This window comes from Corynebacterium glaucum (assembly GCF_030408855.1).
GTDB lineage: Bacteria > Actinomycetota > Actinomycetes > Mycobacteriales > Mycobacteriaceae > Corynebacterium > Corynebacterium glaucum.
In genome coordinates this window covers 1987690-2006161 of sequence record NZ_CP047358.1, presented here as the reverse complement: position 1 = coordinate 2006161, position 18472 = coordinate 1987690, and the positions used below count along the sequence as shown (strand labels likewise).

15 protein-coding genes, 1 tRNA gene and 2 pseudogenes are annotated in these 18472 nt (G+C 62.1%); 12 read left to right on the top strand and 6 right to left on the bottom strand.

Going from position 1 to position 18472, the window contains the following annotated elements:
* Positions 1 to 14 precede the first annotated feature (14 nt).
* The 3 genes and pseudogenes from CGLAUT_RS09720 to CGLAUT_RS09710 all read left to right on the top strand — a co-directional run.
* Complete coding sequence (locus CGLAUT_RS09720; RefSeq protein ID WP_290184899.1) at positions 15 to 794, top strand: MBL fold metallo-hydrolase; 780 nt, start codon at positions 15 to 17, stop codon at positions 792 to 794.
* A gap of 219 nt (positions 795 to 1013) precedes the next feature.
* Positions 1014 to 2078, top strand: a pseudogene (locus CGLAUT_RS09715) (IS481 family transposase); the annotation flags it as partial.
* A gap of 51 nt (positions 2079 to 2129) precedes the next feature.
* A pseudogene (locus CGLAUT_RS09710) lies at positions 2130 to 3076 on the top strand (IS3 family transposase); the annotation flags it as partial.
* Positions 3077 to 3503: 427 nt separating this feature from the next.
* On the opposite strand, the gene CGLAUT_RS09705 reads toward CGLAUT_RS09710, so the two are convergent.
* Positions 3504 to 3580, bottom strand: a tRNA-Arg gene (locus tag CGLAUT_RS09705).
* Positions 3581 to 3658: 78 nt separating this feature from the next.
* Between CGLAUT_RS09705 and CGLAUT_RS09700 the strand changes: the two genes are divergently transcribed.
* The 5 genes from CGLAUT_RS09700 (at position 3659) to CGLAUT_RS09680 (ending at position 9299) form a co-directional block, all read left to right on the top strand.
* Positions 3659 to 5632 carry a bifunctional copper resistance protein CopD/cytochrome c oxidase assembly protein gene (locus CGLAUT_RS09700; RefSeq protein ID WP_290184897.1) on the top strand — a complete coding sequence of 658 codons (1974 nt, stop codon included), beginning with the start codon at positions 3659 to 3661 and terminating at the stop codon, positions 5630 to 5632.
* A 176-nt stretch (positions 5633 to 5808) separates the two neighbouring features.
* Entirely contained in the window at positions 5809 to 6351 is a 543-nt protein-coding gene (locus tag CGLAUT_RS09695) for a single-stranded DNA-binding protein (protein WP_290184895.1), read from the top strand.
* Between the two features lie 109 nt (positions 6352 to 6460).
* Positions 6461 to 8131 (top strand): energy-dependent translational throttle protein EttA, encoded by a 1671-nt coding sequence (ettA, locus tag CGLAUT_RS09690; RefSeq protein WP_290184893.1) that lies wholly within the window; start codon positions 6461 to 6463, stop codon positions 8129 to 8131.
* Positions 8132 to 8178: 47 nt separating this feature from the next.
* Positions 8179 to 8634, top strand: a complete 456-nt coding sequence (locus CGLAUT_RS09685; protein WP_095660559.1) for an acyl-CoA thioesterase — start codon at positions 8179 to 8181, stop codon at positions 8632 to 8634.
* Positions 8634 to 9299: a DUF8185 domain-containing protein gene (locus CGLAUT_RS09680; RefSeq protein ID WP_290184891.1), complete on the top strand. Its 666-nt coding sequence runs from the start codon at positions 8634 to 8636 to the stop codon at positions 9297 to 9299. Before CGLAUT_RS09685 ends, CGLAUT_RS09680 begins: the two co-directional genes overlap by 1 nt.
* Here CGLAUT_RS09680 and CGLAUT_RS09675 read toward each other — a convergent pair.
* Positions 9266 to 9664: a globin gene (locus CGLAUT_RS09675; protein ID WP_095660557.1), complete on the bottom strand. Its 399-nt coding sequence runs from the start codon at positions 9662 to 9664 to the stop codon at positions 9266 to 9268. The genes CGLAUT_RS09680 and CGLAUT_RS09675 overlap by 34 nt on opposite strands.
* A gap of 154 nt (positions 9665 to 9818) precedes the next feature.
* Between CGLAUT_RS09675 and CGLAUT_RS09670 the strand changes: the two genes are divergently transcribed.
* A complete protein-coding gene (locus tag CGLAUT_RS09670) occupies positions 9819 to 10976 on the top strand; it encodes a cystathionine gamma-synthase (protein ID WP_290184888.1) in 1158 nt (385 codons plus the stop codon).
* 134 nt (positions 10977 to 11110) lie between these two features.
* On the top strand, positions 11111 to 11797 hold the full coding sequence (locus CGLAUT_RS09665; RefSeq protein ID WP_095660555.1) for a GntR family transcriptional regulator: 687 nt from the start codon (positions 11111 to 11113) through the stop codon (positions 11795 to 11797).
* A gap of 32 nt (positions 11798 to 11829) precedes the next feature.
* Here CGLAUT_RS09665 and pepN read toward each other — a convergent pair whose 3' ends face one another.
* Positions 11830 to 14241 (bottom strand): aminopeptidase N, encoded by a 2412-nt coding sequence (pepN, locus tag CGLAUT_RS09660; protein ID WP_095660554.1) that lies wholly within the window; start codon positions 14239 to 14241, stop codon positions 11830 to 11832.
* Between the two features lie 280 nt (positions 14242 to 14521).
* Here pepN and CGLAUT_RS09655 point away from each other — a divergent pair, with 280 nt between their 5' ends.
* A complete protein-coding gene (locus CGLAUT_RS09655; RefSeq protein WP_095660553.1) occupies positions 14522 to 15142 on the top strand; it encodes a mycothiol-dependent nitroreductase Rv2466c family protein in 621 nt (206 codons plus the stop codon).
* Positions 15143 to 15147: 5 nt separating this feature from the next.
* Positions 15148 to 15627, top strand: coding sequence for a ribose-5-phosphate isomerase (locus CGLAUT_RS09650; protein ID WP_095660552.1), 480 nt, complete (start codon positions 15148 to 15150; stop codon positions 15625 to 15627).
* Between the two features lie 3 nt (positions 15628 to 15630).
* Here CGLAUT_RS09650 and CGLAUT_RS09645 read toward each other — a convergent pair whose 3' ends face one another.
* The 3 genes from CGLAUT_RS09645 to CGLAUT_RS09635 are packed head-to-tail and all read right to left on the bottom strand — an operon-like array spanning position 15631 to position 18457.
* Complete coding sequence (locus CGLAUT_RS09645) at positions 15631 to 16737, bottom strand: glycosyltransferase family 2 protein (protein WP_095660551.1); 1107 nt, start codon at positions 16735 to 16737, stop codon at positions 15631 to 15633.
* Positions 16713 to 17609 carry a glycosyltransferase family protein gene (locus CGLAUT_RS09640; RefSeq protein WP_290184881.1) on the bottom strand — a complete coding sequence of 299 codons (897 nt, stop codon included), beginning with the start codon at positions 17607 to 17609 and terminating at the stop codon, positions 16713 to 16715. Before CGLAUT_RS09640 ends, CGLAUT_RS09645 begins: the two co-directional genes overlap by 25 nt.
* Complete coding sequence (locus CGLAUT_RS09635) at positions 17606 to 18457, bottom strand: WcbI family polysaccharide biosynthesis putative acetyltransferase (RefSeq protein ID WP_290184879.1); 852 nt, start codon at positions 18455 to 18457, stop codon at positions 17606 to 17608. Before CGLAUT_RS09635 ends, CGLAUT_RS09640 begins: the two co-directional genes overlap by 4 nt.
* Positions 18458 to 18472: the final 15 nt, after the last annotated feature.

Genomic DNA, 18472 nt, shown 5'->3' with positions numbered 1-18472 from the left:
GCCGTAATTGCGGAGTGGAGAATTTTGAAGCTGTAGAGAGCGGACAGCTCTGGTGTCCCGTCTGTGAGGACCCTCGGCAGTACCGGGATCCAGAAGGTCAAGTATGGCTGGACCCGACCAGCCTAACCGACGTTAAAGTAAAAGTTAAAAAGATTGCGTCCGACGCATTCTCAATGACTACCTGCCCGAAGATCGGGATTGGACATACATCTTATTTGCTAAAGAGCCAGGACCAGTGGCTTCTGTGGGATCCATTGCCTGTCGTCCTCGACCCTGTTGAGGCCCTGATAGAAACAGGCGAGAATCTTAGCCCTCTGACGATAGCCGCTAGTCACCCTCACATGTATGGGGCACAGAGTCATTGGGCCGACTCGTATGGTGGTCGCGTTCTCGTCAATCAAATGGACGAGGAATGGGCGCATACTAAAAGTGTACCCTCGGTATTCTGGAAAGACGATCTGCAGATTGATTTGAGGTCGCGCTTAGTCCAGTTAGGAGGACACTTCCCCGGCTCGAGCGTGCTTGTATGGAGGAGGTCGGCAACTGAAAGCTGGCTTTTCTCATCAGACACAGCCCAAATTAGGCCAAACGAACGTTTTGCTTTCATGTGGAGCTACCCCAACTTGCTTCCACTGAACTCTACTGAGGTTGAGCGCATGGTAAAACGCTATCCCACCACCGGGGCGATCAAAGCACTCGACAACTTCGGGCGAACCTTGAAAGGGAATGTGGATTCCATCTTCAAAGTTTCGGCGCAAGCACATATCAAACGGCTTGGTGGGACGCATTCCTGACAATCCCATTGAAACAGGCCCATATTGTAATCCGCTGCAGCTTGTGCCTGGAGCAATGGTAATGATGGTTGACAGGTGAGTCGCGGCATGATTGACACTTAGGGGCGGGAAAGTACTCGGGGTGATGGTTGACACCTCAGTCGCGACATGATTGACACGTTCAGCTGCCCCAGCAAGGCGCGGTACGACGCTGGTATTCAGTCGGGACATGGTTGACAAATGGACAGCCCGAATCGCAACCTCGCCATCGTCAAAGCTGTGCGCGACCAAGGCGAACCTGTCGCCAAGGTCGCCAAACGCTTCGGCATCTCACGCCAACGCGTCTACAAGATCGTGTCCGATTTCGATGCAGGCGGCCCAGAGGCCATCGCCCCGAAATCCCGCGCCCCGCACACCCACCCACAGGCTGTGCCTGAAACGCTGCGCAAACACATCATCGACATGCGCAAACAGCTCACCAGGGCCGGTTTCGACGCAGGCCCAGACACCGTTGCTTTCCATCTGCAACGCCAAGGCATGCGCGTTCCGTCAACATCAACGATCCGCCGAATCATCACCGATGCCGGCTTGGTCAGCCCGCAACCGCAAAAGAAACCACGTAGCTCCTACATCAGATTTGAAGCCGCGCTACCGAACGAATGCTGGCAAGCCGACATCACCCACGCGTTTCTTTTAGACGGCACACGCGTAGAAATCCTCGACTTCATCGACGGTCACTCCCGCTACCTACCGTCAATCACCGCACAACCAGCATTTACAGGCGCAGCCGTGGCAGCGCAGCTGCAATACCTCATCGACACCTACGGCCCACCAGCATCAACCCTCACCGACAACGGGATGGTGTTCACCGCACGTCTCGCCGGACGCAAAGGAGGCAGAAACGCCTTCGAAAAACTCCTCAACCACCACCGCATCCAATAGAAAAACGGCCGCCCAGGCCACCCGCAAACCCAAGGCAAAATCGAGCGGTTTCACCAAACACTCAAACACTGGCTCAATGCCCGACCACCAACAGAAACCGTCTACCAACTCCAACACCAATTCGACGAATTCGCCGACTACTACAACACCCAACGCCCCCACCGATCACTCAACCGCCGCACGCCCGAGCAGGCCTACACCACAGGAGTAAAAGCCGCACCCAACGACAACCCACAAGAAGAATGGCGCGTCCGCCACGAAACCGTCGCCACCAACGGAAAAGTCACCATCCGCTACGCCGGAAGGATCTACCACCTAGGAATCGGACGAGCCTACAGAGGCGAAAAAGTACTCATGATCATCATGAAGCGTCCTGGGTTTAGCTCCGATCGTTTCTAGAGAAGGATGGGGATCATGCCTAGGAAGTACAGTGACGAGTTCAAAGACAAGGCGGTGCGCCTCGCTGAGGAACTCGTTGAGCTTGAGGGGTGCTCAAAGTGGGCTGCGGCCGAAGAGATCGGTGAGAAGCTTGGCGTCTCGGCGCACACGCTTAATCACTGGTTGAAACCTCGAATATCTGCCTTCGATGCTCAGGGCAGCACCGACGAGTCAGTAGAGGATGAACTGAAGCGTCTGCGGCGGGAAAATAACGAGCTGCGCAGGGCTAACGAGATTTTGAAGACAGCGTCAGCTTTTTTCGCAGCGGAACTCGCCCGTCCCACCAGAAGATGATCGAATACATCGACACGTATCGCGATCGCTTCGGGGTCGAGGCCATTTGTCGCACGTTGAGGCAGACAGAGTGTGGGTTTATCACTTCTCGTGGCTACCGGGCAGCGAAAACACGAGCCCCGTCAGCCAGGAGCTTGTCAGACGCGCTGCTCATCCCCGAACTTGTGAAGGTCTACGAGGACAACTTCAGCGTCTACGGCGTGCGGAAGATGTGGAAGGCCATGCAGCGCGCCGGCTGGGATATCGGTCGTGATCAAACCGCACGGTTGATGAAACTCGCCGGCATCCAAGGCCGCAGGCGTGGCCGCACTCCGATCACGACACTTCGGACTGACGTCGCTGATTGCCGTCCCGATTTGGTCAATCGTGACTTCACTGCGTGCGCACCGCACCGGTTGTGGGTTGCTGACATCACCTATGTGCGTACCCTGTCGGGCTTTGCTTATACCGCGTTCATCACCGATGTGTATTCGCGCAAGATTGTCGGTGTCGCGACCCGGGCGAGTATGCACACCGATGAACTGCCGCTAGAGGCGTTTGAGCACGCGCTGTATCACGCGGGTGATCTTCGCGCTGAAGGGCTTGTCCACCACAGTGATCGTGGTTCGCAGTATGTGTCGATCCGCTACGGTTGTCTGGTTCCATGACATCGTTCCGCATGTCTCATGAGATCGTTCCGGTCTGTCTAGGCGGTATGTCTCACCACATCGTTCCGGTGGGCAACCCGTGCCCGGAAACCGTCCCGCGGCGGTGTGAACTGATGTCTCGAGACATCGTTCCGGCTCCGGACAATCCTTGCGCATGCGAAGCGCCTAAACAGATGGATTCGGCCCCGTGGCAGATGCGTCACGTTCATGGGCCGTCAATCGCTAGATCCATTGGGACCGTCTGAACGAAGCTGCTCTGGCCCAATGCCGGGCACGTTCAAGGACCGCAGGAGGACCAATGCCAGGGCGGCCGATCTCCCCATCTGAAAGCCGCACCCAACCCACTCCGGGGCACCCAAAAATGACGAAATCTCGAGACACGACCGGAACGATGTCTCAAGACAACACATGGCGCCCCCAGCAGGACTCGAACCCGCGACACACCGGGTAGAAGCCGGTTGCTCTAATCCACTGAGCTATGGAGGCAGTGGGTGAAAAACCCAGCCAGCATTGTAGCGCAGCGCGAGTTATGGCTTGTAACCGTGCGAAAGTAGGGTGAAAGGCATGCAAGAGAAGCGGGCTGTGAAAGCGGCGTGGCCGTTCTACCTCGCGGCTGTGCTTGTCGCGGCGGTCATTGCGGGGGCGGTCGCTCAGTCGTTTGTGGGGGAGTCGTTAGCCGTCTTGGGCATCCCAGATCCGGGCTGGCCGACCACGTTCGGCCTACCGGCGCTGCGCGGGGCCGGCTGGATGCTCGCCGCGCTTGCGGTTGGCTCATTCCTCTTTTCCGCGTTTCTCATCCCCCCGCGCATGGTCGGGCAGGACCTGAACGGCGCGCCACTGACTGTCGACGGCCACATCGCTTCGCGTACCGGCGCGTGGGCGTCGGCTGGACTTGCGCTAGTCGGCATTGTCATGATCCCGCTCGTGCTTTCCGACGTCTCCGGCGAACCGTTGGCCAACGTCATCTTCGAGGCTGCCGCGTGGTCAACCGCAATCGAGCAAGTCCAGGAATCGCAAGTCTGGCTCATTGTTGCCGCGTTCGCCGCTGTCGTGGCCGCGGGCGGTTTTACTGCGAGCACGTGGTGGCCGCAGGTTGTGCTGCTCGCCGGTGCGGGCATTGCGATCATGCCGCTGGCGCTCACCGGGCACTCCGCGACCGGTGGTAATCACGACTACGGCACGAACTCGTTCATTTGGCACCTGACGTTCATGCTCGTTTGGGTGGGCGCGCTGATGGCGCTAGTCGCACACGGGCGCAGGCTCGGACCGAACCTGGAACCGGCGGTGCGCCGCTACTCCAATATCGCGCTCTTCGCGTTCCTCGCCATGCTCGTCTCGGGACTGATCAACGCGGCAATCCGCATCCAGCTCACCGAACTCACCGACTATGAGTACGGCTGGGTGCTCGTCGCCAAAACCGTCGGTCTCCTCGTGCTCGGCGCGTTCGGTTACTGGCACCGGCAGCGCACCATCCCTGCGCTGAGCAAAGACCCGAAGGCATTCACCCGCCTCGCCGCCGTCGAGGTGATTGTCATGGCTGCCGTCACCGGCCTCGCCGCCACCCTCGGCCGCACCCCGCCGCCCCCGCCGCGCGATCCCAATCTCACGCAGATGCAGGTGCAGATGGGTTACAACCTGGCGGAGCCGGTGACGTGGGGCAACTGGTTCACCCTGTGGCGCTTCGAATTGCTATTCAGCGTCATTGCCATTCTCCTGGCTGCCTTTTATCTGCACCTCACACGGCGCGTCGAAGGGTGGCAAGTTTCTCGCACGGTGTGGTGGTTGCTTGGCTGCGGCGCAATCGTCGTCACGCTCTCTTCCCGCCTCGGCATGCACATGCCTGCGGCCTATTCCGCGCACATGGCCGTGCATATGATCCTGTCGATGGGCGTGCCGGTCCTCTTGGTGCTCGGCGCTCCACTGACCCTGGTGCGCGCCGCATACCCCGCCGGCGAGTTCAATCCGCGGCAATGGGTGGAAAGTTTCCAGCGGTCGACGTTCCTGCGCGTGGTCACCTACCCGCCGGTGAGCCTGATTCAGTTCATCTTCTTCTTCTACGCGCTGTACCTTTTTATTCCGCTGTATGAGCTGATGATTTCAGAGCACGCCGGTCATGTCATCATGAACGCGGTGTTTTTGGTTTCCGGGTACTTCTACTTCTGGGAGCTCATCGGACCCGACGAAATTCCGCAGCGCGCCGACGCGAAGATCCGCCTTGCATGGTTGTGGATCTCCATGCCAGTCCACCTCTTCATGGGTGTGTACCTCATGCAGCTCAACATCGTGCTCGCAGAGGACTTTTACCAGGCGCTCCAGTTGCCGTGGCAGCCGGACTTGCTTGCGGATCAGAAAGTCGGCGGCGGTATCGCGTGGGCCACTGGCTCGTTCCCGCTGGTCATCGTCTTCGGCGTGTTGTTTAGGCAATGGCTGCTGGACGATCGTGCAGAGACCGCCGAGGTGGATCGTCGGGCAGAAGAAACCGACGACGAAGAGAGGCGCCGTTACAACGAAATGCTCGCGCAATATAACCAGTCTTAGCTGCGCGAAATCGCTCACCTGTGGAGAGCAAAAAAGTTGCACACAGGCCGAATCGACGCTTCCTTTACCTTTCGTTTGTTTCGTGCCATGCTGCAGGTGCTGGGGGAGCAAGTTGCTTATCGACGGCACCCCTGCCCCGGCCCACCACGTAAACCTGAGCGAAAGGCCTACTCCCTATGTCCGCCACCATCGTCACTATTCACGGCAATCTCGTCTCGCAGCCGGAGTACTTGCGCGTCGGTCCGCAGGATCGGCAGCTGACCAAACTCCGGATCGCATCCTCGCGTCGCAGACCCACCGGAGTCCAGGATGAACACGGCTCCGAGATCTGGGAAGACGTTGACAACCTCTACATCGACGCGGAGTGCTGGGGATCACTGGCCAACAATTGCCGCGTCTCCCTGTTCAAAGGCGCCCCCGTTTCTGTCACCGGCAAGCTGGTCACCAAGACCTGGTCCGAGGAGGGAGTGGATGAAACCGGGAAGCCGGTGACCCAGACCCGCTCCAAGATCATGCTGAAAGCCACACAGGTTTCTTTTGACCTGTCGAACTACCAGGTGCTGCACTCCGCGCGAGCTTTGCGCGAGGAACTGCAAGCGCAATCGGCGGATGATCTGGTCGCTGGACAGGATGGGCCCGCGTTCGCGGAAACCCGCATCAGCGCGGAGGATGTGGTGACGTTTGACGATGTGAAGGAAGATGCCGCTGCCCCGTTCTAGTTCATGGATCCGCCCCTGCGCAGTCCCCTGAATGCCCCTGGGTGAGGCGGGGGTGGGTGATGTACCCTGTGAAGCGTCTTTCAACTCGCATAACCCAAGGGGATTACACGTGGCTGAGTTCATCTACACGATGAAGAATGTCCGCCGTGCTATCGGTGACAAGGTCATTTTGGACAATGTCACCATGGCCTTCTACCCGGGCGCCAAGATCGGTGTCGTGGGTCCGAATGGCGCAGGTAAGTCGTCGCTGCTGAAAATCATGGCGGGCATCGACCAGCCGAACAACGGCGAGGCTTTCCTCCAGCCGGGCGCATCGGTGGGCATCCTGCTCCAGGAGCCGCCGCTGAACGAGGAGAAGACGGTTCGCGAGAACGTCGAAGAGGGCCTGGGCGACATCTTTGCCAAGAAGCAGCGCTTCGAGGAGATCGCCGAGGAGATGGCCACCAACTACTCCGACGAGCTGATGGAGGAGATGGGCAAGCTCCAGGAGGAGCTCGACGCCGCCGACGCGTGGGAGGTCGACTCCAAGATCGAGCAGGCAATGGAAGCGCTGCGCTGCCCGCCGTCTGAAGAGCCGGTCACCCACCTCTCCGGTGGTGAGCGTCGCCGTGTGGCGCTGGCAAAGCTCTTGCTCTCCGAGCCGGACCTGCTCCTCCTCGACGAGCCGACCAACCACCTCGATGCCGAGAGTGTCCTCTGGCTGGAGAAGCATCTCCAGTCCTACCCGGGTGCAGTGTTGGCAATTACTCACGACCGCTACTTCCTGGACAACGTTGCGGAGTGGATCTGTGAGGTCGATCGCGGGAAGCTCTACCCGTACGAGGGCAACTACTCCACCTACCTGGAGAAGAAGGCCGAGCGTCTTGAAGTCGCCGGCAAGAAGGATCAGAAGCTGCAGAAGCGTCTGAAGAATGAGCTTGAGTGGGTGCGTTCTTCGCCGAAGGCACGCCAGGCGAAGAACAAGGCGCGTCTGGAGCGCTACGAAGAGATGGCAGCCGAGGCGGAGCAGTACAAGAAGCTCGACTTTGAAGAGATTCAGATCCCGACTCCGCCGCGCTTGGGCAACAAGGTTGTTGAGGTTGCCAGCCTGGACAAGGGTTTCGACGGTCGCGTGCTGATCAAGGATCTCTCCTTCACGCTGCCGCGCAACGGCATCGTCGGTGTCATCGGCCCGAACGGTGTGGGTAAGACCACCCTGTTCAAGACGATCGTCGGTCTCGAGCAGCCGGACGGCGGCTCCGTTGATGTCGGTGAGACCGTGCAGTTGAGCTACGTGGACCAGAACCGCGCGAACATCGACCCGGAAAAGACTGTGTGGGAAGTGGTTTCCGATGGTCTGGACTACATCCACGTCGGCCAAAACGAAATGCCGTCGCGTGCCTACCTGTCCGCGTTCGGGTTCAAGGGCCCGGACCAGCAGAAGCCGTCGAAGGTGCTCTCTGGTGGTGAGCGCAACCGCCTAAACCTCGCGCTGACCCTGAAGCAGGGCGGCAACCTGATCCTGCTTGATGAGCCGACCAACGACCTTGACGTGGAAACCCTGGGCTCGTTGGAAAACGCGCTGCAAAACTTCCCGGGTTGCGCGGTGGTCATTTCGCACGACCGCTGGTTCCTGGACCGCACCTGCACGCACATCCTCGCCTGGGAGGGCAACATCGAAGAGGGCAAGTGGTTCTGGTTCGAGGGCAACTTCGGAGACTACGAGAAGAACAAGGTTGAGCGCCTCGGTGAGGAGGCTGCGAAGCCTTCGCGCGTCACGCACCGCAAGCTCACGCGCTAGGGTTGGGCGCAGGGTAATTCAAATCTCAACCAAAAGGTGTGAAAGCAATGGCTGACCAGGCTGTCCGCGACTCTCAGGAGCTCGCCGGCAACGTCCACGTTCACAACATCCCTCTGCGGTGGAACGATTTTGACCGCTATGGCCACGTCACGAACTCCGCCTATATCGAGCTCGCACAGGAGGCCCGCCTCGCTTTCGCGCAGGAGAACTTCTACTCCCGCGGCCACGAGTTCGTCGTTTTTGTCCGCCACCTCGAAGCGGATTACCTGCGTCCGCTGTTGCCAAACACGGTGACCGCGACGGTGGAGACGCAGGTGGTGCGCGTGGGCAACACCTCTTTCACCACCCGCCAGGAGATCAAGGATGCCCAGGGGCGCGTCTGCTGCGTGATCGAGTGTGTGCAGGTGACGGTGGATAACGCCACGACCTCGCCGCGAGAGATCACGACCAAAGAAATTGGCATCCTGTCCCAGTCCGCGGCATCGAGCGCTCTCGAGGGGTAGTGGAAACCCTTACTGTTACCCAGGGCGAGCGCGGATTGACCACGCTCCTGGGCCGCGCACTGGGGCTTGACCAGGCAGCACTAGCTCGTTTTTCGCTTGTCGACGACCATGTGGTCGACGTCTTTGTCACCACTCCGTTCGATTGTCTAGCCGCCCGCAGGGTGTCGGGCAGCGCCTCGCGCGACGGTGCGGTCGTGGCGGCCAATGACCTCCTGAACGCGCTCCGGGACGCTGGCGACTCCGATGCAACAGACTCGAGTCCAGCAGACGCGAGCCGCGAGGTCGGAAAAGCCCGCGACATGATGTGGCCCGGCGCGCTGCCACCCGCTACTGGTTTCGTCGAGCGCGACATAGTGCCGGTTGGTGTGGCCCGCCGGCTCGCCGACGAGGGACGCAACCTCGCGCGGCAGTTTTCTGGCCCAGCCGGCCCGCCGAGGTCGCTGCTCGACGGCATCGTCCTGACAGCCGACGCGGATTCCGCCGCCCCTGTCGAGATCCCCATGCGGATGATCTTCGCGTGCACCGCGCTGGGTCTCATTCCCGGGTTTGAAGCACCCGCAGAGATCCCACGCCACCTCCGCGTTGCTACCGCAGGCAGCTGGGTGCGCCTCGACGCACCCTACGGTTCGATCTACCGCAATGTGGGTCGGTTAATCATCATGTAGGCCACGCGCTGCATGTGGTTCCATAGCTGGTCTCGGTAGACGGGGAGCAATTCCTCGTCGCTGAACTGGTCCAACGAGTTGTGCATCAGATCCAGCCAGCGATCCGCCTCGGCCTCACCGATGGAGAACGGAAAGTGGCGCCGCCGCAGCATCGGGTTGCCGCGCTGCTCCTGATACATGCGCGGCCCACCCCAGTACTGGGATAAAAACCAGCGCAGGCGATCCTCCGCGCCTTCCCAATCATCTTCCGGGTACATCGGCCCGATCAGGTCATCGGTTTTGATTTGCGCGTAGAAACCGGCGACGAGTTTTTGGAAGAATTCTTCGCCGCCCACGGCGTCGTAAAGCGAAAGCTCCTGATCCACGGTGCGTAACCTCCTGTCTCTACCGTGCACGATACTCAGCTGGGGAATGGTGTTGTGATCGCGGTCTGCATATAAATCGACCCGCAACGGCAACGCCCTGAACCGCTTGGTCTAGTATCCGGTTCAGACGTACCTCAGTTGCAAAGGAGAAGGCATGACCGCACAGTCGCACAACGGCGTATCTACGCAGGCAATCCACGCTGGGTATGAGCCAGATGGTCTGTACGGTTCGATCAATACCCCGATCTACGCTTCCACCACTTTCGCCCAAGACGGCCTGGCTACCTTGCGTGGCGGCTACGAGTACACCCGTGTGGGCAACCCGACCATCACCGCGCTGGAGAAGACACTGGCCGCACTCGAGGGGGCGGACTTCGGTGTTGCGTTTGCGTCCGGCATGGCTGCGGTGGACACGGTGCTGCGCGTGCTGCTCAAGCCGGGCGACCACATCGTGATCGGCAACGACGCGTACGGCGGCACCTACCGCCTGATCCAGCAGGTGTTCACGCTGTGGGGTGTGGAAAACACCGTCGTGGACATCACTGACGTTGACGCGGTGGCCGCTGCTGTGCAGGACAACACCAAGGTCATCTGGGTGGAAAGCCCGACCAACCCGTTGCTGTCTATCGCTGACATCGCCGCGATTTCTCACGTCAAGCAGCATGCGGCGCTGGTGGTGGACAACACGTTTGCCTCGCCGTACCTGCAGAAGCCGTTCGAGCTGGGTGCGGATGTCGTCCTCCACTCCACCACGAAATACGTCGGTGGTCACTCCGACGTCGTTGGGGGAGTGGTGTGCGGCAAGGACTCGCTTATCGACGGCTTCGAGGACCAGCTGCGCTTCTTCTTCGGCTGGGTCGGCTCGATCCCGTCTCCGTTCGACACGTACCTGACTGCCCGCGGCTTGAAGACGCTGCCGGTGCGCATGGAGCGCCACTGCGACAACGCCGAGGCTGTCGCGGAGTTCCTCGGTCAGCAGGATGAGGTTGCGAAAGTGCTTTACCCGGGGTTGGAGTCGCATCCCGGCCACGAGGTGGCCAAGCGACAGATGCGGCGCTTCGGCGGCATGGTCTCCGTGCTTTTCCACGCGGAGGAGCAAGCAAAACAGTTCTGCTTGAGCACGAAACTTTTCTGCCTCGCGGAATCGCTGGGCGGCGTGGAGAGCCTGGTGGAGCACCCGGCAACCATGACGCACGTCAGCGTCACCGGGTCCGCGCTTGAAGTGCCCCCGGAACTGGTCCGCATCTCGGTGGGCATCGAGGATGCCGACGATCTCATTGCGGACCTTCGGCAGGCGTTTGCCGCGATTTAGTGGAAACTTAACCTATCCTTACCCCCATATGTAGGGGGAAAGCGAAATTTTTGTGCGAGGTTCCCAAATCATTCACTAGTGTTTATGCAAAAGTTGCATTCAAAACATTTAGGGACTCTTTGGGGGTCAGAAAAATGACTACTCAGTTAGAAACACGCACAACTCCAAAGCGGCCGGCGTACATGGTCATTTCAGATCAGCTCCGCGCGAAGATCGAGGCGCAGGAACTCGTCGCTGGGGATCGCCTTCCGGCTGAGCGCGAGCTTGTGGATGAGTTCGGCGTCGCCCGCATGACGGTGCGCCACGCACTTGCACTGCTCCAGGATGAAGGCATCATCGAGCGTCGCCGCGGACGCACTGGCGGAACCTTCGTGCGTGAGCTGCCGCCTTTCGTGGATCTCAACTCGACGGAAGACATCGCAGTCCAGCTCTCCGCGCAGGATGTCGCGCTCAGCTCGACCGTGACCTCCTCCGGCACGATCAAAGCGCCCGCTGCAGTGGAGCTCGCATTCGACCTGGACAGCGGCACCGAGGTCTTCGCCATCGAGACCGTCTATGCGGTGCGCGGCTACCCGATCGCGTACGAGACCACCTATACCCTGCCCTCGCGCGACCCGCACGCATTCGCCGAGCTGCGCCGCCAGGACGTGATTGCCCCGGCACGCCCTTCCGAGCGCGAGCAGGCGCGCCTCTGCGTCACCGGCAACACCTTGCTGCAGCGCATCACCCGCCGCGTCTACGCGGGCGACACGTTGGTGTCTTTCAGCCAGATCTCGGTGCGCCCGGACGCGCTGCAGCTGCGCACTAGCGCGCTGAACTAGGCCGCAGCCTAGGGCCCGGGCTAAGCCCCGACCTAAGCCTCCGCGTCGACCCGGCGGTTGCGCAGCGCGCGAGCCGCCCGGTCTTGCCCTTCCGAAAGGATGCGGCGCAGGCCGGCGGGCACAGCATCGTCGGCGAGCAAAGCATTCGGCTTCTCGACGGCCTCCCGCGTCACCGCCCACAGCGGGTACATGCCCTCGAGCGTGCGCTGCGCCATCTCGTTGGTCAGGCGATCCCAGAGTGTCGGCGCGATGCGGAAGTATTCGTCGGTGAACTCATCCAAGCCCTCGGCAGTGAAGGTCAGCCCGTCCATCAGGTAGCGGGCCTCAAGGTTGGTCAGATCCTCATTGACCAGCTTGTCCCAGGCCCATTGCTTATCGACGGCAGCGCGCACCCGCAGCCGCGAGATCGCGCCCTCGTTGGTGTCGTCACTTTCTTCGTCCGCAGCATCCAACGGTAGGGCGCCAGCGGCGACAAGGTTGGTGATCGCCAACCAACGCACCTCTTGGTTATCTGAGGTCTCAAGGAGCTGCGTGAAGTAAGCGACGGTGTCTGCGGTCGGCGTGAGGCGGGCAAGCGCACGGTCGAAGATCGCCTTCGGTTCCGCGCCGCGGAATGCGTCGTTGAGCAACGCGAAGCCCTCTTCCTGCCACGCCGGGTCGACGTACTGGCGTACCGCCTGCGTTGCCTGGGCCAAGAGGCGCTCCTGCACACTCGGGTGCGACACATTGCCCGCCTCTGCAGCGACTGCGCGCACGAAGGAACGTGCCGGGAGCTGCCCGCCGCGCACCGACTCCCACATCCACGACCAGACCAGGGTCTTCGCCAGCAGGTCGTCGATGTCACCGATGTGCTCGATGGCGAATTGCTGGTGCTGCGGTGCCAATCCCATGAGGCAGTAGGTGAGGTCGTCGTCGTTCACCAGCGCCAAATCGTGTTCGATGCCAGCAAGTTCGGGAATTTCGGTGCGTTCGCCGTGGATGTCTACTTCGACTTGGTGAGTGCGTGTGACGGTGCCGTCGATAAGCGAATAAAGCCCGATGCGAACCCGGTGGTCGCGCATGACCTCGGACTCCTGCACGACGGTGAACGTGTCGGCGGTGATTTCGGGGTAGAGGCGGGAGACGCCGGTGGTGCGCAGCCACTGCGCGGCCCAGTCGGACAGGTCGCGGCCGGAGGCCTCCTGGAGTGCGGCGAGCAAGTCGTCGAAGGTGGCGTTGGCGTAGGCGTGGTTGTCGAAGTGCGTGCGCACGCCGGCGAAGAACTCCTCGTAACCCACGTAGGCCTGCAGCTGCTTCAGCACGCTGGCGCCCTTGGCGTAGGTGATGCCGTCGAAGTTCTGCTCGGCGGTCTCGATGTCCGGCGCGTCCGCGGCGATCGGGTGGGTGGACGGAAGCTGGTCCTGCGAGTACGCCCACGCCTTCTCAACGGTGGCGAACGTGGTCCAGGCCTCAGGGTACTCGCCGATGCCCACCTGGGCGGTGGCGGCGGACCAGGTGGCAAAGGACTCGTTGAGCCACAGGTCGTCCCACCACTGCATGGTCACGAGGTCGCCGAACCACATGTGCGCCATCTCGTGCAGGATCGTGTCGTTGCGGCGCTCGAGGCGATACGGGGTCGGCTCGGAGGTGAAGATGTACTCGTCGCGGAAGGTCACCGCGCCGACGTGCTCCATCGCGCCCATGTTGTACTCGGGGCAGAAGATCTGGTCGTACTTGTCGCCAAACGGGTAAGGCCGCCCGAAATTCGCGTGGTAGAAGTCGAAGCCGTCCTTGGTCTGCTGGAACAGGCGCTCGGCATCCATGTGCTCCATCAAGCTGGCGCGCGCGTAGAGGCCCAGCTCGATGGTCTTGTCGTTCGCCTCATCGCGGTAGGTGTCGGTGACGTGCTCGTACTCGCCGGCGACGATGGCGATGAGGTAGGTCGACAGCGGGTAGTCGATGCGGGTGCGCCACGTCTTCGTGCCCGCGGCAGCATCTTCCCCGACGGTCACGGCCTCGTTGAGCACGACGGTGTAGCGCTCCGGTGCGGTGACGGCGACGTCGTAGGTTGCCTTGAGGTCCGGCTGGTCGAACGCGGCGAACACCTTCATCGCCATCGCCGGCTCGAACTGGGTGTACAGGTAGTCCTTGCCGTCTTTCGGGTCGGTGAATTTGTGCAGGCCCTCACCGGTGCGGTTGTAGGTAATCGTCGCGTCCACGACAAGCTCGTGGCGGCCCTCCGAGAGTTCAGGGTCGCGACCCTGCAGAGGCGCCCCGTCGAGCGTTGCGCTGAACTCGTCTGCCACGAGGTCGAAGTGGGTGGCACCCGCCTTCGAGCAGAAGCTGATCGTGGTGCGCGACGTGAACTGCTCTTTGCCGGTCACGTCGACGTGGATGTCGTAGTGCACGTTGTCAATGAGTGCCTTGCGGGCTTCAGCATCTGCGCGTGTGAGATTCGTTTTCATGCGGCCAAGGGTACTCGGCACCTGTGAGCGCCCAGGGGAGAAGGTGTCTGCTCGGGCAGCGTCTGAAAAACTGCTACTTGCTGTAGCTCTCTCAGGAAGCTTCCAGCACCGTTTGCCCAGGCGTGCGCAAAATCCGGCACCTGAGAGAGCTGCGAGAAGTACATTTGCACGGTTAAATCGGGGGTTGCACCGCCGTCAAAGCCTGGGCCGTGCAAGTGCTCCCAAACCGGCTAGAATCGGATGCACCTCCATGCCAAACACCCGTAGAGGAGAACTTCAAATGTTTGTTGAAAAAGTCACTTTTTATTTCGATGTAGTTTGTCCATTTGCGTGGCAAGCCTCCCGTTGGATGAAGGAAGTTGAGCAAGTGCGCGAGGTTAAGGTCGAGTGGACACCAATGTCGCTCGCAGTACTTAACGAAAATCGTGAGCTTTCCGAAGAATTTGAGAAAAGGAAGACAGCCAACTGGGGTCCCGCCCGAGTGTTTGCGAAGGTGAAGCAGGAAGCACCGGAGAAGGTCGACGAGCTCTACACCACGATGGGCGAGATGATCCACCCGGCCGGTGAAGGCGGTAAGCAGGGCTACGGCGCTTACGACGAGATCATCGCCGCGGCGCTGGAAAAGGTCGGCCTCCCGGCGAACATCGCGGAGTGCGCCAACACCTCCGACGTTGACGACTTGCTGCGCGGCTACCACGCGCAGGCGATGGACGCGGTGGGCGATGAGGTGGGCACGCCCGTCGTTAAGCTTGGCGACACCGCCTTCTTCGGACCGGTGATTACCCGTGTGCCCCAGGGCGAGGAAGCTGGTGAGCTGTTCGACGCGGCGGTGAAGCTGGCCTCATTCCCGTACTTCTTCGAACTCAAGCGCTCCCGCACTGAGAACCCGCAGGTAAACTAGCGGCCATGCGTATTTACCTTGGAGCAGACCACGCCGGATTCGAGCGGAAGAACCAGATCAAGGCGCACCTTGAGGCAAAGGGCTTCGAGGTGACCGACTGCGGCGCGCACGAGTACGACGCTGCGGACGACTACCCGGCGTTCTGCATCGCCGCCGCGGAAGCCGTGGTGAACGATCCGGGCTCGCTAGGCATCGTGCTTGGCGGTTCCGGCAACGGCGAGCAGATCGCCGCGAACAAAGTCAAGGGTGCGCGCTGCGCGCTCGCGTGGTCGGTGGAGACCGCGCAGCTGGCGCGTGAGCACAACAACGCGCAGCTCATCGGCATCGGCGGACGTATGCACACCGAGGAAGAGGCGCTCGCGATCGTTGACGCGTTCGTGTCCCAGCCGTGGAGCGAAGAAGAACGCCACCAGCGCCGCATCGACATCTTGGCGGCGTACGAGCGCAGCGGGGTGGCGCCCGAGGTGCCGGGCGCTGGCGCCTAAGTTCTACCAGCCGGCGAAGTAGCGCTCGAGCTGCAGCGGGCCCGCCACCGGGGTCAGCCCAATCGATTCCGGCGTACCGGTGGCTGCCTCCAGACCGAGCGCTGCGGCGCGGGCCGTGCGCACTACGGTGCCGTCACCGCACAGCACGTGCTCCGCGGCGAGCAGGAGGTCTAAGTCCTGCGGTGCCCACGCCGCACCGATGGCGATAGACACGCGCGCGTCGATGGGTGCGCTGCCGACGCGCGGGTCGGCGGCGAACAGCTCGGGCACCTCGGCAACCTGCACATAGGCACCGAACTTCACCCACTCCGCGATGACGAACTCGGTCACCCCTTCGCCGTCGAGTGCCGGCACGGTCACCGCCATGTCGAAGTCGCCGAAGCACACCCCGTCGGGCCGCGCGAGCGGATGAGTGATGCGCGTGGCCAGCGCCAGCGATTCGGAGTTCTTCACCCGCGCAGCCTCGGCCGGGTTATCGAAGCGGGCGCCGAAATCCTCTTCCTCATGCACCGCGATCGCATGCGGTTCGTGCACCAGCGTGGCGCCAGCATTCCAGGCGCGCCACCCGAACTCCCAGTCCTCGCCGCCGTAGCCCACGAACGAGCCGTCAAAGCCGCCGACCTCGTCGAAGAACTCCCGGGAGCAGCTCAGCACCGCCGAGATCACGTATCGCCAAGAGGAGTGGTCGGCGGCGCGCAGGTTGTCAGTGGTGTCCCAGGCGTCGACAAGCCACTGCGGCTCGGTGCGCTCGCGGCCGGTGAGCCGGGTGCCCACGACCACCGCACGCGCATCGCCCACAATGTGCGGCACGACTGCGGACAAGTACTCCGGCTCGGGGACGGTGTCCGCATCCAAATACGCCAGCACCTCTCCGCTCGCCGCCGCAGCACCCAGGTTCCGCGCGGCAGCCGCGCGGAAACCCAAGTCTTCCTGTTGCACCAGGCGCACGCCGGGGATCTGCGGCAGCTCGCGTGAGCCGTCATCGGCAACCACGATCTCCACCTCGCCCGCGTAGTCTTGCGCCCGCACTGCCGCAACCACGCGCGCAAGCGACTCCGGCGCGTTGTAGTGGGGAATTACCACGCTTACAGCAGGCCAGTCGAACGCCATGCGTCCTCCCATCCGCGTGCGACATCGGCCCAGCCGTACTCAGGCGGGTCCATGACTTTCGGCTCGAGTGCTTCCACCGCCTCGCGCCACGCGCCGTCGGCAACCAGCGTGATGCGCCCCGGTAGCCACGCGTCGATCTCGCGCGTGTAGTCGGAGTCCGTGGCTAGCACGTTGCGCCCTGCGCCCAGCCAGGTCATCAGCGACCCAGACGCGGAGAAGTGCCGGTGCGCGCACACGGGCACCTCAATGCGGCCCATCTCGCGCGCCATCGCGGCATCGTCGAGCCATCCGGTGAGCTCTACCTTGCCCGCAGTGCGCACCAGCTCCTGCGCCCACTTTTCGTGCCCAGCAGACACCGAGCCGAGAAACCGCAAGCGCTTATCCGGCAGCGCTGCCACCAGGTCCTCGTGCCCCTTGCCCGGGTAGACAAACCCCAGCACGCCAACGGTGCCCGGTTCCGGGTCGAATGCCGACGCAATTACCGGCACCGGCAGGTGAATCACCGCCGCATCACCGTCGAAAAACTGCGCCTCGTGGGCCGAGTTGGTTCCGGTGAGTTGGGCGCGTGCATGGAGCCGTCGATAAGCATCAGCCCTGCGCGCGAAACGATCCGTACCCTCCTCAACCTGCGGAATGTCGTGGAAGCTCACCGAAAGCTCGCGCTCGCCGACTCGGGCCAAAAGCTTATCGACGGCCTCTTGCGGCGTACTCCCGAACAAGTGGTCCGTGAACGTCACGTGGATCGGCTCGTCGGGCAGCGGTTGATCGGTGAACGTGTCCTCGCGGATGACGTCCGCGCCGGTGGCCTGCGCAAGCGACAGGGCGTAGGCGGTGACCCCGTGGTTGTCGGGGCCGACGATGAGATGCTTCACTCCATCAACCCTAGGTTTTTGATGCGCTCGGCGTGCCGGACCAGGCCATGCTCCACCACGCCGGGGCGCTGGCGGTAGTACTCCAGCTGTTCGCGGACGATCTCGCCCTGGTCGATGTCGCCGGTTTCGCGGCTGCGCCACGTGCCGCGACCCTCGACTGTCACGCCGAGCGCGTCAGCTGCGGCAGCGTCGATGGGGGCGTCGAGGCCGCCGAGCATCTCGTAGTCCGGCAGCGTCGCCTCGGCGGTGATGTCGAGGGCGTTAAGGATCTGCGTGGCCATGTGGGCGAGCGTGGCGTTGTCGGGGTGGTTCAGTGTGTGCCAGACGGGGTTGGTTTCCAGGTAGTCGGAGACGACCACAGCGCCGTGGGTGCGCTCGCGCAGGCGCATCTGCTCCACCGACATCGCGGCGGCGCGGCGCAGCGCCTCCGGTGAGGGGGAGGGGTCCACCGGCTGGTCGAGGCCCTTTGCGGCCGCGGCCAGAATGCGCAGGTCGTGGTACGGCACTACCGGCGGGTTCTCTGAGGTGTCGGCGGGATTGCGGATGATCGCGTGGTACGGCATGAGCCCGTCGAAGCGCAGCACCGGAACGGAAACGTGGCGCGCCCCGCGCTTTAGCAGCGCCCGCAGTTGCGAGGTGCCCACGGGCACGCCGCGGTAGTCGTCGCGGATCGGTTGGGTTACCAGCACATCCGTGCGTCCAATGAGCTCGGTGAACCAGCCGAGGTCGCTTGCGGTGAGCTCGTGGACGGGGGTGATGCGCTCGGAAGAGAATTCCCCGGTAGACATGAGCAACCGGCGGGTGGATTCAGCCTGGCAATTGCCAACAACGGTGAGCGTGGGAGCCATGGCACCCCAATCTAC